General features: G+C 54.5%; 14 protein-coding genes. 7 read left to right on the forward strand and 7 right to left on the reverse strand.

From position 1 onward, the window contains the following. The 7 genes from HMPREF9370_RS02315 to HMPREF9370_RS11580 all read left to right on the forward strand — a co-directional run. A partial coding sequence (locus HMPREF9370_RS02315) for an SPM autocatalytic domain-containing protein (protein ID WP_040666811.1) occupies positions 1–1,653 on the forward strand: 1,653 nt, incomplete at its 5' end. 142 nt (positions 1,654–1,795) lie between these two features. Continuing rightward, positions 1,796–3,490, forward strand: a complete 1,695-nt coding sequence (gene recJ / locus HMPREF9370_RS02320) for a single-stranded-DNA-specific exonuclease RecJ (protein WP_009115675.1) — start codon at positions 1,796–1,798, stop codon at positions 3,488–3,490. A 150-nt stretch (positions 3,491–3,640) separates the two neighbouring features. Further along, positions 3,641–4,315 carry a histidine phosphatase family protein gene (locus HMPREF9370_RS02325; RefSeq protein WP_009115676.1) on the forward strand — a complete coding sequence of 225 codons (675 nt, stop codon included), beginning with the start codon at positions 3,641–3,643 and terminating at the stop codon, positions 4,313–4,315. A gap of 204 nt (positions 4,316–4,519) precedes the next feature. Beyond that, positions 4,520–5,113 (forward strand): Csu type fimbrial protein, encoded by a 594-nt coding sequence (locus HMPREF9370_RS02330; RefSeq protein ID WP_009115677.1) that lies wholly within the window; start codon positions 4,520–4,522, stop codon positions 5,111–5,113. Between the two features lie 35 nt (positions 5,114–5,148). Continuing rightward, a complete protein-coding gene (locus tag HMPREF9370_RS02335) occupies positions 5,149–5,874 on the forward strand; it encodes a fimbrial biogenesis chaperone (protein ID WP_009115678.1) in 726 nt (241 codons plus the stop codon). After that, the gene (locus HMPREF9370_RS02340) at positions 5,861–8,443 is read left to right on the forward strand and encodes a fimbria/pilus outer membrane usher protein (RefSeq protein ID WP_009115679.1); all 2,583 of its coding nucleotides are present in this window, start codon (positions 5,861–5,863) and stop codon (positions 8,441–8,443) included. The genes HMPREF9370_RS02335 and HMPREF9370_RS02340 overlap by 14 nt, the downstream gene beginning before the upstream one ends. Next, positions 8,422–9,477, forward strand: coding sequence for a Csu type fimbrial protein (locus HMPREF9370_RS11580; RefSeq protein WP_009115680.1), 1,056 nt, complete (start codon positions 8,422–8,424; stop codon positions 9,475–9,477). Before HMPREF9370_RS02340 ends, HMPREF9370_RS11580 begins: the two co-directional genes overlap by 22 nt. A gap of 225 nt (positions 9,478–9,702) precedes the next feature. Here HMPREF9370_RS11580 and dmpE read toward each other — a convergent pair whose 3' ends face one another. From dmpE to dmpG, 7 genes are all read right to left on the reverse strand, one after another. Continuing rightward, positions 9,703–10,488, reverse strand: coding sequence for a 2-oxopent-4-enoate hydratase (gene dmpE, locus HMPREF9370_RS02350; protein ID WP_009115681.1), 786 nt, complete (start codon positions 10,486–10,488; stop codon positions 9,703–9,705). A 132-nt stretch (positions 10,489–10,620) separates the two neighbouring features. Then, complete coding sequence (locus tag HMPREF9370_RS02355; protein ID WP_009115682.1) at positions 10,621–12,081, reverse strand: 2-hydroxymuconic semialdehyde dehydrogenase; 1,461 nt, start codon at positions 12,079–12,081, stop codon at positions 10,621–10,623. 316 nt (positions 12,082–12,397) lie between these two features. After that, a complete protein-coding gene (locus HMPREF9370_RS02360) occupies positions 12,398–13,324 on the reverse strand; it encodes a catechol 2,3-dioxygenase (protein WP_009115683.1) in 927 nt (308 codons plus the stop codon). Between the two features lie 49 nt (positions 13,325–13,373). Next, positions 13,374–13,697 (reverse strand): 2Fe-2S iron-sulfur cluster-binding protein, encoded by a 324-nt coding sequence (locus tag HMPREF9370_RS02365; protein ID WP_009115684.1) that lies wholly within the window; start codon positions 13,695–13,697, stop codon positions 13,374–13,376. 82 nt (positions 13,698–13,779) lie between these two features. After that, positions 13,780–13,971: a 4-oxalocrotonate tautomerase gene (locus tag HMPREF9370_RS02370; protein WP_009115685.1), complete on the reverse strand. Its 192-nt coding sequence runs from the start codon at positions 13,969–13,971 to the stop codon at positions 13,780–13,782. 183 nt (positions 13,972–14,154) lie between these two features. Then, positions 14,155–14,946 carry a 2-oxo-3-hexenedioate decarboxylase gene (dmpH, locus tag HMPREF9370_RS02375; protein ID WP_009115686.1) on the reverse strand — a complete coding sequence of 264 codons (792 nt, stop codon included), beginning with the start codon at positions 14,944–14,946 and terminating at the stop codon, positions 14,155–14,157. Then, positions 14,943–15,974 carry a 4-hydroxy-2-oxovalerate aldolase gene (gene dmpG / locus HMPREF9370_RS02380; RefSeq protein WP_009115687.1) on the reverse strand — a complete coding sequence of 344 codons (1,032 nt, stop codon included), beginning with the start codon at positions 15,972–15,974 and terminating at the stop codon, positions 14,943–14,945. The genes dmpH and dmpG overlap by 4 nt, the downstream gene beginning before the upstream one ends. Positions 15,975–15,979 lie beyond the last annotated feature (5 nt).

Here is a 15,979-nt window from a genome sequence, read left to right on the forward strand (position 1 = left end):
AGCACCGCCCCCACAGGCTTTGCCGCATTGGCCGAATTCGACAGCAACGGCGATGGTGTGGTTGATGCCAAAGACGAAAACTTCGCCAAACTGCGCGTATGGCGCGATTTGAACCAAGACGGCTACAGCCAAAAAGACGAATTGTTTGCTTTGCAGGATGTGAATGTACAGTCTTTAAATGTGGCGCATCAAAATGCCAACCAAAATCTGGGGAACGGCAACCGCTTGGCACGCGAAGGCAGCTACACCACGGTGGACGGTAAAACCCAAAAAATGGGCGATCTGCTTTTGGCCGACGATCCGATCTATAGCCGCTTCACCGATACGGTGGAAATGACCGAAGAGCAAGCCAAAGCCGCCAATTTGCGCGGTATGGGCAGGGTGCGCGATCTGCGTGAGGCAGCAGTGTTATCCGAAGAATTGGCCGCCGATTTAAAAGCCTATTCGGCAGCCGAAACCAAAGAAGCGCAAAAAGCCATGATCGACGGTTTAATCGACAAATGGGCAAAAACCGATCCGCTTTATGGGCAGGGCGTGCAGTTTTCGGCTCCTTATATCCAAACTGCCAATGAAGGTACGGCCATTGTTCGTGCCGGTGGTGCTGGTAATGGCAATATGACGGTTAGTGGCATTTTATTGGACCCGCCAAAAGAATACCTCGACCTGATTGATTCCGCCCTCGCCAAAATTGCTGCGCTGGATTCTTTTACCGGCCGCAAGTCCAACACCATTTATGTAACCTCAAATCAGGAAATCGCCAATTTCCACCGCACCTCAACCTTAAGCTACAACCAGCTTGCCGAAGGCGTGTATAAAGGACTGTTGTTCCAAACCCGTTTGAAACCTTATCTGGAAGAAATCGGCTTTACTATTGAAAACAACGAATTCAAGCTGGATTATTCAAAAGTTTTGGCTAAGTTCAACGAAGTACACGCCAAAGACCCGCAAAAAGCGTTTGTGGATTTGGGCGAGTTCATTGCCTACAGCAAACAAGGCGCAGATTTAGGCGGATTGTCGGGATTGTTTGCTGAGTATTTTTATAAAGCATCCGAAGCAGGTAATTTAGAAAAATATACAGAAGCTTTGGGCAAAGATGCTTTAGACATCCAAAAAGGCACTGAACAGAATGATTCTTTGAGCAGTAAAAAATCACTTAATTACTTATCGGGCGGAGCAGGTGATGATTCGCTTAGCGGACAAAGTAATATTGATATTCTGGACGGCGGTTCGGGTAACGACAAACTTTACGGTTATGGCGGCGCAGATACACTAATCGGCGGAACGGGCAACGATTATATAGAAGGCGGTGGCGGAGCTGACACTTATGTGTTTGCCAAAGGTCACGGAACGGACAGAATCACTGATTTTGCCAACGGCACCAAAGAAGCCGACACCATCCGTTTTACCGATATTACGCTGGCGGAAACCAAGTTCCGCAAAGAGGGCAGCAATCTGGTTTTATCGGGTTACAACGATACCGATTCGGTAACGGTTGAGAATTTCTTCAACAGCGGTTCGTATGAAATTGAGAAATTCGAATTCAAAGACCAACAGGCGTTTAAACCTGATTTATTGAAATATCTCAATCGTGCTGATGGTAGTATTAATGCGGTAGCAGCATTTGAAGATATGGCTTCCGTTGGAGTGATTTAATATCTGGTTGGCTTTTGCATTATTCTTAACCGATGCCTGTCTGAAACCTTTCAGACAGGCGTTTGTAATTTCTGTTATGCCTGTCTGAAAATTCCTTCTAAAAAGCGTACAATACGCGTTTTCCAATTTTGTTTGAATCTGAATGTCTGTCAAAATCCAAACCCGTACATTTAATCCCGAAACCTGCAAAGCTTTGATTGCCGCCGGAGCAGATCCGTTGCTGGCGCGTTTGTGTGCGGCGCGTTCGGTGGAGCGGCCGGAGGAGCTGCAAGACAAGCTGGCGGGGTTGTTGCCGTTTGAGGGCTTGCAAAACTGTGAAGCGGCGGCGGTGCGTTTGGCGGATGCGGTGCAAAAGCGGGAGCGGATTCTGATTGTGGCCGACTATGATGCCGACGGCGCAACGGCTTGTGCGGTGGGGATGAAAGGTTTGGGCGTGATGGGCGCGCGGGTGGACTTTCTGGTGCCCAACCGTTTTGAACACGGTTATGGTTTAACGCCCGAGTTGGCGGGGTTGGCGGCGGGGCAGGGCGCGGATTTGCTGCTGACGGTGGATAACGGCATTGCCAGCACGGCGGGCGTGGCGCACGCGCAGGCTCTGGGTTTGGATGTGTTGGTTACCGATCATCATTTGCCGGGTGATGCGCTGCCGGATTGTTTGATTGTGAACCCGAACCAGCCGGGCTGCACGTTTGCCAGCAAAAATCTGGCGGGCGTGGGTGTGATTTTTTATGTGTTGATGGCTTTGCGCTCGGAGCTGCGCAGCCGTAACCATTTTTCAGACAGGCATCACGAACCGAATTTGGCTGATCTGCTGGATTTGGTGGCGTTGGGCACGGTGGCCGATGTGGTGACGCTGGATCACAATAACCGCATTTTGGTGTCGCAGGGCTTGAAGCGGATGAGGGCGGGCAAGATGTGCCACGGTATCCGCGCTTTGTTTGAGGCGGCCAAGCGCGATTGGCGCAAGGCGCAGCCTTTCGATATGGGCTTTGCGTTGGGGCCGCGCATCAATGCGGCGGGGCGTTTGGACGATATGTCGCTCGGCATTGCCTGCCTGCTCGCTGATAGCGCTGAAACGGCGCAACAGTTTGCCGCGCAACTCAATGATTTGAATATCGAGCGGCGCGAAATCGAGCAATCGATGCTGCAAGATGCGTTGGACGCGTTCCCTGAAACGTTACCGGCCGGCCAAACCACGGTTACGGCCTATCGCGAAGATTTTCATCAAGGCGTGGTCGGCATTGTTGCCAGCCGTTTGAAAGACCGTTTTTACCGCCCCGCCATTGTGTTTGCGCCGGCGGATAACGGCGAAGTGCGCGGCTCCGGCCGCTCCATCCCCAAGCTGCATTTGCGCGATGCGCTGGATTTGGTGTCGAAGCGTTATCCCGACCTGATTTTGAAATTCGGCGGCCATGCGATGGCGGCGGGCTTGAGCATCGCTGCGGAAAATGTGGGCAGGTTTCAAGAAGCATTTGAGCGCATTGTGGGTGAGCTGCTCTGTGAAGATGATTTGTCGCAAACCTATATTACCGACGGCAGCCTGCCCGCTGTGGAAATCACACTGGCGCAGGCGCAGAATCTGGCAGGGCAGGTTTGGGGGCAGGGCTTCGCGCCGCCGAGTTTTACCGATGAGTTTGCCGTTATCCGCCAGCAGGCAATGGGTGTGAACCATAAAAAAGTGTGGCTGCAAAAAGAAGGATGCCAATTTGAAGCTATGTTTTGGCGCTGCACGGAGGAAATCCCCGAGCGCATCCGCACGGTTTACCGACCGGTAGCTAATGAATGGCGCAATAATCTGGAATTGCAGCTTTACATCGATTATTGGGAAGCGGCTTGATGTGAAAGGGATTATGCCTGTCTGAACAAGCTTTCAGACAGGCATTGTTTTGTTTGTGGTAAGACGGTATTCACGTCTTAATTTAAAACGGCAGGCCGGGTATCTGCCGTTTATAATGCCTGTCTGAAAAATCAATAGAAAGGAAAAAGCATGTCTCTGCAAATCTATCTTGTGCGACACGGCAAAACCGTGTTCAACACCATAGGCCGCCTGCAAGGCTGGAGTGATTCTCCCCTCACTCAGGAAGGGCGGGATGTTGCCGCCCGTTTAGGCCGTGGTTTGGCAGTGCACAAAATCCGTTTTGATGCAGCATTTTCCAGCACCGCCCCCCGTGCCGCTGAAACTGCCCGAATTATTTTGACCTATCAAGGGCAGGCCGATTTGCCCTTGGTGCAACTGCCTGATTTGCGTGAATATTGCTTCGGTGGGTTTGAAGGAGAATTCAGCCATAAGCTGCATGAAATGATTGCCGCATCTTTAGGTTTGGCCGATGTGCAGGCATGGAAACAGGCTTATCAAAATGCCGACCACCATCTGCTGGCCGAAACCGTAGCGGCTCTGGATGAGCTGGGTTTGGCTGAAAACGAAACACAGTTTGTCACACGCTTGAAAAACGGCATGGCGGAAGTGGCCGAACGCAGCAACGGCGCGCAAAAGGTGTTGGTGGTGGCGCACGGAATAGCGATTACTTCTATTTTGAAAAATATTGATTTCAACAGCATCATTTACCGGAGTGTAGATAATGCTTCAGTATCGCGGCTTAGGTTTGAGCATGGAAAATGGCAGATCGACAGTGTGGGGGAAACTGAATTTTTGGCAGATTGAAAAGGCCGCGTGGAGAAGTTTGTCCAAAAACCCACATAAAATTTGTTTAGTTGTGTAACGATTTGAAAATAACTTGATGTTACTTTCAATTGGAATAATAATTCTGTCCGTTACCTGTGATACAAGCGGTCTGATAAATAGATTTCTGGTATCTGAATTTGTCGGGTAAAAATTAAAAATTTTAATAAATAAGGACTTAAACACATGAAAGCGGTTAAAAAATTATTCGTACTCACTTCAACTATGGCTGCATTGTCAGCATCCGGTATGGCTTATGCAGAGAGCGTAAGTTCTGAATTCCATGTGACCATCCGTATTATGCCTGTTTGCCAGGTAGAAACCAGCACAGGTAATGCACCTACTCAAGAACTAACAACGCCTTCAGCCGGAGCAGATATCGATTTCGGTGAGCATCTTTCCAACAGTACAGCCGATGTAAAACGCTTAAGCAAAGCAGGAGCAGGTGGAGGCATTCAAGTCAAATGTACCAAAGGCACGCCTTACCAAATTGCTTTAACACCGGATAGCACCAGCAGCACCACAGGAGCAGGCACAATGAGCGGTTTGACCGGTTCAGCTGCCGCTACCGCCAACGATAAAATTGCTTATACGCTCTATAAAGATGACGGTTATAGCCAAGCTTGGGGTAACCAAAAAAATGTAAATACACTGACAGGTAGAGGTGAAGGTATTGCTTCACCCATCCATCACCTTGTTTACGGCAAAGTGGCCGGAACCGAGCTGGATAAAACAGCAGGCCGCTATATTGACCGTGTGGCTGTCGAAGTTTCTTATTAATTCAATTTTTCAATCACATCAAAGCTGATACAGATATGGCAAGCCTGAAATATCAAAAGGCATGCTTGTTGGCCGGTTTGGCGCTGGGTGCAGTATCCGGCGCTTTTGCCGCCGGTCTGCAAGTCAGCCCGACCGGTTTATCCCTGCCCGTTAAACAACGGGCAGGCGTTTTCACGTTAACCAACACGGGCGGCAAACCGCTTACCGCCCAAGTGCGCGTGTACCGTTGGCACCAAGATGACAAAGGCAAAGACGTACTCACGCCCAGCGGCGACGTAGTAGCCAGCCCGCCGATGGTGAAACTGGCGGCCGGTGGCGCGCAACAATTCCGAGTTATCCGAACCAAACCTGCCGGACAACAGGAAGAGGCGTTCCGCCTGATAGTGGACGAGCTTCCTGCGCCCGAAGAAAAGCCGGGCGGCAGCCTGCAATTTGTGTTGCGTTATTCTATTCCTCTGTTTTTAAATCAAACGGATTCCCCCGAAGCCAATCTGCAATGGCGTGTTGAACGCGCGCCTGACGGCAAAGCCGTACTAACTGTTAAAAACATCGGTAAGGCTTATGCCCAATTGAGCCATCTGTCTGTCAAAACAGGTGGGAAGGAGCAGGCGTTGATCAATGGGTTGGCAGGATATGTGCTGCCGGGAAACACTTGGAAAAACACGCTGGATGCCGCACCTGCTTCATTCAAAAACGGCGGGTTGTCGGCTACGGTAAACGGTCGGCAGATAAAGCCGGAGGTTCAAGGTGCGGTACATTAATACTGCATTTCCGTTAAAACGGATTACCGCCGGCGTGTTGCTTTCTGTTTGTGCATTTCAAACATGCGCCGCACCGCCCGTTCCTAAAGCAGCCGCTTATACAGACGGGTGGCTGCCGGTGTATCCGCAAGTGTCGGTAAACGGCAGCACTTCAGACGGCCTGTTTCAATTCATGTCGCATCACGGGCGTTTGTTCGTGCAAACGGATACGCTTGTTTCTTTAGGTATCCGCGTGCCGCATTCGCATGTGCGGCAAGCCAAGCAGGCCGAAGCAAGGGCTGCCGATACCGACGGCACTGCCGTATCTGCAACCAATACGGATTCCGCCGCACATGAATCCGAAACCGAACCGACTGCTTCGGAAAGGCCGTCTGAAAACCTGCCCGAGATTGACAACCAAGAAAGCCAAACGCAGCAAACAGCCGCGGCAGGCTGGCTTGGGCTGGAAACCATACCCGATTTGGCAGTGCAATACGATGCCGCCAACCAAACCTTGGCACTGACCGCGCCTTTGGATTGGCTGAATCTGCCCGTTACCCGAATCGGCAAAGAAACCGAGCATGCCTACCATATTGCCCGCGCCGGTTTTGCGGGCGTGTTGAATTACGATTACAACATGGCGCGCAACGGCAACGGCGGGATCAGCCACGGCCTCTTGGCCGAATCGCGCCTGACCACGCCTGCCGGCTACCTGAGCCATAACCATCTTTGGAACCGGCACAAAGAAAACAGACGCAACGTCGATAAAAACGTGCGTTTGGATACTTATTGGCGCAGCACTTGGCCTGAGCAGGGCTTGGTGTTGACGGCGGGCGATATTTTGGCCGGGCAGTTGGGCGGCAGCAGCTCGCGTTTGGGCGGCATCAAGCTCGAGCATACTTACCGCACGCAGCCGTGGCGCAACACCGCCCCTTTGCGCTCTTATCTGGGCGAAACCACCCTGCCCGGCACGGTGGATTTATATTTGAACGGCGTGAAGCAATATAGCCAAGAGGTGGGTGCCGGCAAATATGAAATCACTCTGCCGCCTTCCATCAGCGGCAGCGGAACGGCGCAAGTGGTGGCCACAGACGTATTAGGCCGGCAGGTTGTGGTGGATATGCCTCTGTACCGAGGCACGGGCATGCTAGCCAAAGGCTTGAACGAATGGTCGCTGGAAGCCGGTTATTTACGGCGCGGCTATGGCCTGCGCAATTTCGATTACGACAAAAAACTGGTCGGCAGCGGCGCGGTGCGCTACGGCATCAGCCACTTTTTAACCGGCCAGCTTCATGCACAGGGCGGCGGCGGATACCGCCAGTTCGGCGCAGCGGCAAACACGGTAATCGGTTCGCTGGGGCAACTGAACCTCAGCTATGCACAAAGCCGTTTCAAACAACACAAAGGCGCGCAAAGCAGCGTGTTTTTCAGCACGCAAAAAGGCCCGTGGTCGTTTGGCGCAGGCTGGAGCCACTACGGCAACAGCTTTTCAGAATTAAGCAGAATCATTGATCAAGAAGAATTTCAGCCCGAACCCGGCCACACCCGCACAGCTTCCGCCTCGCTCGGCTGGAGCAGCCCGAAGCTGGGCGCATTTGCACTCTCTTACCTGCACAACAAACGCAGCGCCGAGCAGCAAACCGATAAAATCGGCACGTTCAACTGGAATTTTAATATCGGCAAACGCATCGGCGTGTATCTGAATGCCGCACACAATTTCAACAACAGCGAACAGCGCAGCATCTACGGCGGCGTGTCGCTCAGCTTGGATAAAGGCTACTCCGCCAACGCCAGCAGCCAGCGGGACGGCAGCAGCAACCAAACCCACCGCCTCTCTGTAAGCAAATCCTCATCAGGATTGGGCAGCCCTTCTTGGAACATCGGCTGGCAGCAGCAAAGCAGCAGCCACGCCAAGCGGCAAGGCCATCTGAACGGCTATCTGAACTACGATACCCAATACGGCGATTTCAGAGGCAGCGTATATAACACCCGCGGCGTTACCAATTGGAATGCAGGAGTGCGCGGCGGAATCGTTCTGATGCGGGGCGACGTATTCGCCACCCGCACCGTCAACGACAGCTTTGCCGTCGTCAGCGCGGGCGGCATGGCCGACGTGCCGGTGATGCTGTTTAACAACACCGTCGGCAAAACCAACCGCAAAGGCCTGCTGCTGGTGCCCAATTTATCGGCTTACCAGAAAAACACGCTCGATATCGACATTACTGATTTGCCGCAAAACGTACAGGCCGAACGCTCGCGCGTGCAGGCAGTGCCGACCGAACGCTCCGGCGTGGCCGTGGATTTCAAGTTCAGCATCATGCGCGCCGCTTCCCTGACCCTGAAATATTCAGACGGCCTCTTTGTAAAAGACGGCTCAGTAATTAACCGCGAAGACGGCACGCCCGTAGCCGTGGTCGGCTTTGACGGCCGCGCATTTATCGAACATTTGGCAGAAGGGCGCAACCGCTTCACGGTGCGGCTGCCGGAAAACGGCGGCGAATGCAGGTTTGATATAGACTATCGGGCGGAACAATATAAAGGCAGCCTGCCTGATTTAGGTGAAACGATATGTACGAACTCGACAAAATAGCGAAAAAGCCACAGCGGGTACGCAAATCCTCCCGATTATTTGCCGCCGCATTGTCCGCAACACTGCTGGGGCTGCTGCCCGCACAAGAAGCTTGGGCAAAGTGTACGGCAACGATGGAGCCGGTGAACTTCGGCAATGTCGATTGGCTTGACGGCCGGTCGTGGACAACACAGGCACAAGTAACGGTTACATGCGAGAAAACAGCCGCCCAATGGAGCCCTCAAAAATTTAATGTTTGTCTGACGGCAGATGGTGGTCGGGTAACACCGCGTGCCTTAGATCCCCGCCGTATGTGCCGCAACGGTTCCTGCGCTTCAGGGATTTTGACCTATAATCTCTATGGAGATCCGAACCATACAACTATTTTGGCAGCCACCAACCAGCGTGTCGGAAAATCTATCAATAAAGTTATCGAGGTTCCTTCCATCTTCCGTCCCCAATCCATAACGTTTCCCGTTTATGCCAAGCTGAATCCGGCTCAAACCGGCATTGCACCCGGGCGCTATACGACCAGCTTTGCCGGCAACTCTACAGCAATGACCTTCTACGAAACGTCCGAAGATACACCCAAAGCTTGCCCTGAAAGCAGTTTCGGAAATTTAAGGTTCCCATTTGAAGTATCAGCCACAGTGATTCAAAACTGCCGTGTCGACGCGCCGCAAGATATTCATTTCGGCACAGTCGGCCCGACGGCAGCCAATTTGCAGGGGCAGACTTCCTTCAACGTTACCTGCACCTCAAATACGCCTTACAACATCGGCCTGATGCCCTCAAACGGCCATTCGGACGGAGCCGGAGAAATGAGAGCCGTTCAAACAGGCAATCCCGACCGCATACCATATCAGCTGCGCTCAGCCGCCGGCATGAACGGGGCTGTGTGGGGCGATACGGCGACAAGCCGGGACATAGGCAACGGAGTGAGCGGCAGAGGCAACGGCTCGGCACAAACGTATAATGTTTACGCCACGGTTGATTCTGCCGACTATCGCGCAGGCGAATACAGAGATAAAGTCATCATCAATGTTCATTATTGAACTGGTCGGATATTGATTATCTAAACCGATATATCGTCATAATGGAATTGCCTGTCTGAAAAGGTTTCAGACAGGCATCTTTAATGTTGGCTTAGGGCAAGCAGCGTAAGCATACGAACGCTGTTTCAGATATTTATCTCCACTTCAAAACAAACGCAGGCCGTCTGAAAAATCATTCAGACGGCCTCAGTGTATCTTAATGTGATACGCTTTTTAAATCCGGCTTCAGCCAAACAACACCGAAGCGTTGCCGATGCCGCCGATGGATACCGACATGAAATCGCCTGCGCTCACGTTTTCCAGCGGCACCAGCGCGCCGGAGAGGATGATTTCGCCGACTTTGAGCGGGATGCCGAAGCTGCCGAGGGTGTTGGCGAGCCAGGCGACGCAGTTGACGGGGCTGCCGAGGGCGGCGGCGCCGGCGCCGGTGCTGATGATTTTGCCGTTTTTCTCGACAACCATGCCGCAGGTGCGCAAATCGACTTGGCGCGGGCTGACGGCGGTATCGCCGAGAATCAGGAGGCCGCAGGAGGCGTTGTCGGCGACGGTGTCTTGGATTTTGATTTGCCAGTTTTCGATGCGGGAATCGACGATTTCAAAACACGGCATCACGCATTCGGTGGCGGCGATGACGTCGGCGGCGGTCACGCCGGGGCCGTTGAGGTCTTTTTTCAGCACGAAGGCAATTTCGCCCTCGGCGCGCGGCTGCATCAGCATTTGGCTGACGGGCATGTCTTGCCCTTGGCTGAATACCATTTTGTCGGTGAGGAAGCCGAAATCGGGCTGGTCAACTTTGAGCATGGATTGGACGGCGTGCGAGGTGAGGCCGATTTTTTTGCCGATGACTTTTTCTCCGGCGTCCAAGCGGTGTTGCAGGAAGGCTTGGGAGATGTGGTAGGCGTCTTCGATGGTGATGTCGGGCGCTTGTTCGGTGAGCGGGCGGATGGCTTGGCGGCCGGTCATGGCTTGGTAGAGCATGGTGCCGAAGCGTTTGATGTCGTCTTGGGTCATGGTATTTCTCCGTGAGGCCGTCTGAAATTTCAGACGGCCTTTTGTTATGGGTTGTCGGGTTGTTGGGAGGCGGGCAGGGATGCCCGCCCTACGGTCTTTAGAACCGCACAGCCCGCTTTCAGACGGCCTGCCTTACATCTTGATGCAGATGTTTTTCAGCTCGGTGTAAAACTCGAGGCCGTGTACGCCGCCTTCGCGGCCGATGCCGGACTGTTTGGCGCCGCCGAATGCGGTGCGCAAATCGCGCAAAAACCAGCTGTTTACCCACACGATGCCGGCTTCCATCTGCTCGGCCACGCGCACGGCGCGGCTGCTGTTTTCCGTCCAGATGGCGGCGGCGAGGCCGTAGTCGGTGTCGTTGGCCAGTGCGACGGCTTCTTCTTCGGTATCGAAGGGACGGATGTGGCAGCAGGGGCCGAAGATTTCTTCGCGGATGACGCGGGCGTCGTCGGGCAGGCCTGTCCAGATGGTCGGCTCGACCCAGGCGCCGTCTTTGAGGGCTTCGCCCATGTCGGGCACGCCGCCGCCGATTTCTACGGTGGCGCCTTCTTCCACGGCCAGTTTGTAGTACGACAGCACTTTGTTGCGGTGCTCCTGGCTGACCAAGGGGCCGAAGTTGGCTTCGGGGTCTTCGGGGCGGCCGGGTTTGAGTTTGGCGGCTTCTTCTTTCATGCGGCGCACGAAGTCGTTGAACAGCGGGCGTTCTACATACACGCGCTCGGTGCCGAGGCAGACTTGGCCGCAGTTGACGAAGGCGGAGCGCATGGTGCCTTCGACGGCTTTTTCCAAATCGCAGTCGGCAAACACGATGGCGGGGTTTTTGCCGCCGCATTCCATTGAGATGTTGCGCAGGCCGACGGCGGCGGCTTTCATGATGATTTCGCCGGTGCGGGTTTCGCCGGTGAAGGTGATGGCGTCGATGCCTTTGTGTTCGGTAAGGAACGCGCCGGCGGAGTTGGGGCCGAAGCCGTGCACGACGTTGAACACGCCGGGCGGCACGCCGCATTCGTTCATCACTTCGCCCAGCAGCGTGGTGGTGGCGGGGGTTTCTTCAGACGGCTTCACAACCACGGTGTTGCCGCAGGCCAAGGCGGGGCCGACTTTCCAGGTCATTAACAGCAGCGGCAGGTTCCACGGCGCAATCACGGCGACCACGCCTTTGGGGGTGCGGTGGCCGATGTTGACGGCGCCGGTGCCGTCGGGCGTGTCGAGGCGGAAGGCTTCGGTGGGGTGGTTGGCCAGGGTTTCGGAGAAAGCTTTGAAGTTGGCGGCGCCGCGCGGGATGTCGATGTGTGCGGCCATTTTGCGCGGTTTGCCGGTGTCGCGGCATTCGGCTTCGAGAAACTCGTCGAAACGCTCGTTGATGCGGTCGGCCACTTTGTTTAAGAGCCGGATGCGTTGGGCTTGGGTGAGCTTACCCCACGAACCTTTGAGCGCGGCGCGGGCGGCGGCTACGGCGGCATCGACTTCTTCTTTGCCGGCTTCGTGCACTATGCCGATCAGGCTGTTGTCGACCGGATTGCGGTTTTCAAAGGTTTTGCCGCCGGCGGAGCCGACATATTCGCCGTTGATAAAATGTTTGAATTCTTTCATGTTGCTGCCTCTATTTTGATAGGGCAAATAAACTTATATATGTCATGCCGGATATCTTGGTTTTCGGCAACCTCGGGGGATACTCGGGTCAAGCCCGAGTATGACGCACTGCTTTGTTAAGTTTATTTGCGATAGGGTTTGTGCAAGGTTTTTTCAGACGGTCTTAGATGCCTGTCTGAAAAGAACGGTCAGACCGCTCGATACTTAATCAATAACCGTGCCGTCCTACTCGGGGATACTCGGGGCAAGCCCGAGTATGACGGCTATCCATTTTCAGACGGCCTCTTGTTTCAGACAGGCCGTCTGAACATGCAACTTAAGTCAATACGGTTAAGAAACGCTCGTTGAGCACGCGGTCATGGTAGAAAATGGCTTTGCCTAACTGCTCGGCATCCCAGGTTACGGGCGGGTGGTCGGGATAGTGATAGTCGCCGCCGGCAAACACTTCGTTGCGGTTGCCCGAGGGGTCGAAGAAATAAATCGTTTGGCCGTGGGTGAGGCCGTGGCGGGTCGGGCCGATGTCGATGGACGTGTTGGTCATGGCAATCAAGTCGCCGGCCATCAGCACGTCGTTCCACGTTTCGAGATAAAACGAGGCGTGGTGGAATTTGCCTTTTTCGGCATGGCGGATAAAGGCCACGTCGTGCGCCTTCATCGAGCAGGTGAGGAACTGCGCGGCGCGGGTGCCGTCGGGCGTGAGCACTTGCTCGGCCAAGTCGAAGCCCAATACGTTGGTGAACAAATCGTAGGTGCGGTCGAGGTCGTCGCCGTAGAGCAGGCAGTGGTCGAAACGGGTGGCTTTCATGCCTTTCAAATCGCGCGGCCAGGCTTCGGGGTTGCGCTCGCCCACGCCGTACTTACCGGGCTGGTCTTTGGTGGCAAACAGTTCGAACACATGGCCGGTGGGCGCGGTAAAGCGCACGCGGCGGCCGCAGCCTTTCAATTCGCCTGCGGGAATGTCTTCCACGTCCAGCCCGCCGAAATCGATTAATTCTTGGCGCAGTTTGTCTAAGGTGGCTTCGTCAATCACTTTGAAGGCCATGAAATCCATGCCGGCATGGTCGGTTTCGCGCAGCACGACGGAGAAGCTGTCTACTTCCGTCCAGCCTTTGAAATAGCGGCGGCCTTGTTCGTCGCTGCCGGTGGGAATCAGACCCAGCAAATCGCCGTAGTGTTTGACGGCTTCTTCCATGTCCAATACGCGGATTTGTACGTGTCCGGGACGCATTACACCTTTTCTCATGATGTCTCTCCTATTCGTTGTTCGGTTTGTGGTTGTTGTCTTGAATGAATTAAATAAACGGGTTGTAGGGCGGCGGGGGCGGCTCGCTCACGATCTCCATATCGCTTTCGGGAAAAACCCGGCACGCCAGCACCACGCCTTCGGCCAAATCCTGCTCGTTGATGTGGGTTTTGCTCATCGCTTTTTTGCGGTAGCAGCCCGACAAAATCCGTATCCGGCACACACCGCATCCGCCGCCGCGGCAACCCACCGAAATGGCGTGCTGCCCCATCTGTTCGGAAGCGGCCAGCAGGGTTTGGCCTTCATACACGGTAATACTGCGCGTGCAGGCGGCCGAACCGCTCGGGTCTTTAATACATACGGTGTAGCCCATGTTTCCTCCTTCGCGGTTTTAGCGAAACTCGCAAAGCTCGTTTTCAGACGGCCTCTTGTTTTCAGACAGGCCGTCTGAAACATCAACGCCCCTTCGCTTTGGCCGACTCGCCGCCGATGCCGAAATGCTGCTTGGGCATTTCGTTGATCAGCACGCGCACCGATTCTTTCGGCGCACCCACGGCGCGAACCATGGCTTCGGTTACTTCGCGGATGACGGCTTCTTTTTGCTCGTCGGTACGGCCTTCCATCATGTGGACTTGAATAATCGGCATGGTTGTTTCCTTTCTTTAGGTTTTTGTTTCTATTGAAACAACGATAATGAATTAGCTTAAAAACAGTTCACCCGCCATACTCGGGCTAGCCCCGGTATCTTGCGCTTCGGTCACGTTTGGAGATACTCGGGTCAAGCCCGAGTATGACGGTGCTGCTATTAAGTAACGGTTGTCGCAACAAAGTTATTCAAAACGGCCGCTGATGCTGCCCAAATCTTGGAAATGCACGCAGAACGAGTCGCCTTTTTCCACCTGCACGGCGGCGGTAATCGCGCCGATCATCACAAACGAGCCTGCCGGCAGATATTCGCCGCGCTCGGCCAGCATGTTTGCCAGCATGGCGACCGATGCCGCCGGATGCCCCAACACCGCCGCGCCCGCGCCGGTCTGCACCACTTTGCCGTTGATTTCCATTACCACGCCCAGCGTTTTCAAATCCAATTCGCTCGCGGGTTTGGCACAGCCGCCGGTAATGAAACGGCTGGAAGAAGAGTTGTCGGCAATCACCGATTTCAAATCGAATTTGAAATCTTTATAGCGCGAGTCAATCACTTCGATGGCGGGCATCACGAAATCGGTGGCGGCCAATACGTCGCCGATGTGGCAGCCGGGGCCGCGCAGGTCGGCTTTGGTTACAAACGCCAATTCCGCTTCGATTTTCGGGTGGATCAGCTCGTCGTGCTTCACCGCCGCGCCTTCGGGCACGCTGAAATAGTCGGCCAGAAAGCCGTAGCAGGGATGCTCCACGCCCATTTGGCTCATCTTCGCCCATGAGGTCAGCCCCATTTTCATGCCGACGATTTTGTTGCCGCGCGCTTCTTTGCGGCGGCGGATTTCCCATTGGATGTCGAAGGCGTCTTCGTAATCCATGTCGGGGAAATCGTCGGTGATTTTGGTGACTTCATAAGCCTGCAATTCGGCGTTTTCCAAATGTTCGGCCAGTTGTTCGATTTGTTGTTTGCTTAATGTGCTCATGCTGTTTTGCCTTTCTGCTTGGCCATAGTGAGTGCTAAATCTTCGATCATGTCTTCCTGCCCGCCGACGGTGCCGCGCTTGCCCAGCTCCACCAGAATTTCGCGGGCGGACACGCCGTATTTGGCTTCGGCGCGTTTGGCAAACAGCAGGAACGACGAATACACGCCCGCATAACCCAGCGTGAGCGCGTTGCGGTCGACGCGGATGGGGTGGTCCATAATCGGCACCACGCGGTCTTCGGCCACGTCCATCAGTTTGAATAAGTCGGTACCGTGCTCGACGCCCATGCGCTCCAACACCGCCACAAACACTTCCAGCGGCGTATTGCCCGCGCCTGCGCCCAAGCCCGCTACAGAGCCGTCGATGCGGTTGGCGCCGGCGTTGATGGCGGCCAGCGAGTTGGCGATGCCCATGCCGAGGTTGTGATGGCCGTGGAAACCCAGTTCGGTTTCGGGCTTCAGGGCTTGGCGCAGCGCACCGATTTTCTCTTCCACTTCTTCGGGCAACATGTAACCCGCCGAATCGGTGCAGTAGATGCAGTTGGCGCCGTAGCCTTCCATCAGCTTGGCCTGCTCGATCAGTTTGGCCGCGGGCACCATGTGCGCCATCATCAGAAAGCCGACGGTATCCAAGCCCAGCTCGGCGGATTTGGTGATGTGTTGTTGGGAAACGTCGGCTTCGGTGCAGTGCGTAGCCACGCGGATGCACGACACGCCCAAGTCTTTGGCCATCAAGAGGTGGTCAACGGTGCCGATGCCGGGCAAAAGCAGTGCCGACACTTTGGCCTGCTTCATTTTGGGAATCACGGCGCCGAGGTATTCTTCGTCGCTGTGGGCAGGAAAGCCGTAGTTGAGCGACGCACCGCCCAAGCCGTCGCCGTGGGTTACTTCGATCAGCGGCATACCGGATTCGTCGAGACCGGTGGCGATGTTTACCATTTCGTCTAAAGAAATCTGATGGCGTTTGGCGTGCATGCCGTCGCGCAGGCTCATATCATGCAGGGTAACTTTTTTACCTTTTAAATCCATGTCGT

The organism is Neisseria wadsworthii 9715, from assembly GCF_000227765.1.
GTDB lineage: Bacteria > Pseudomonadota > Gammaproteobacteria > Burkholderiales > Neisseriaceae > Neisseria > Neisseria wadsworthii.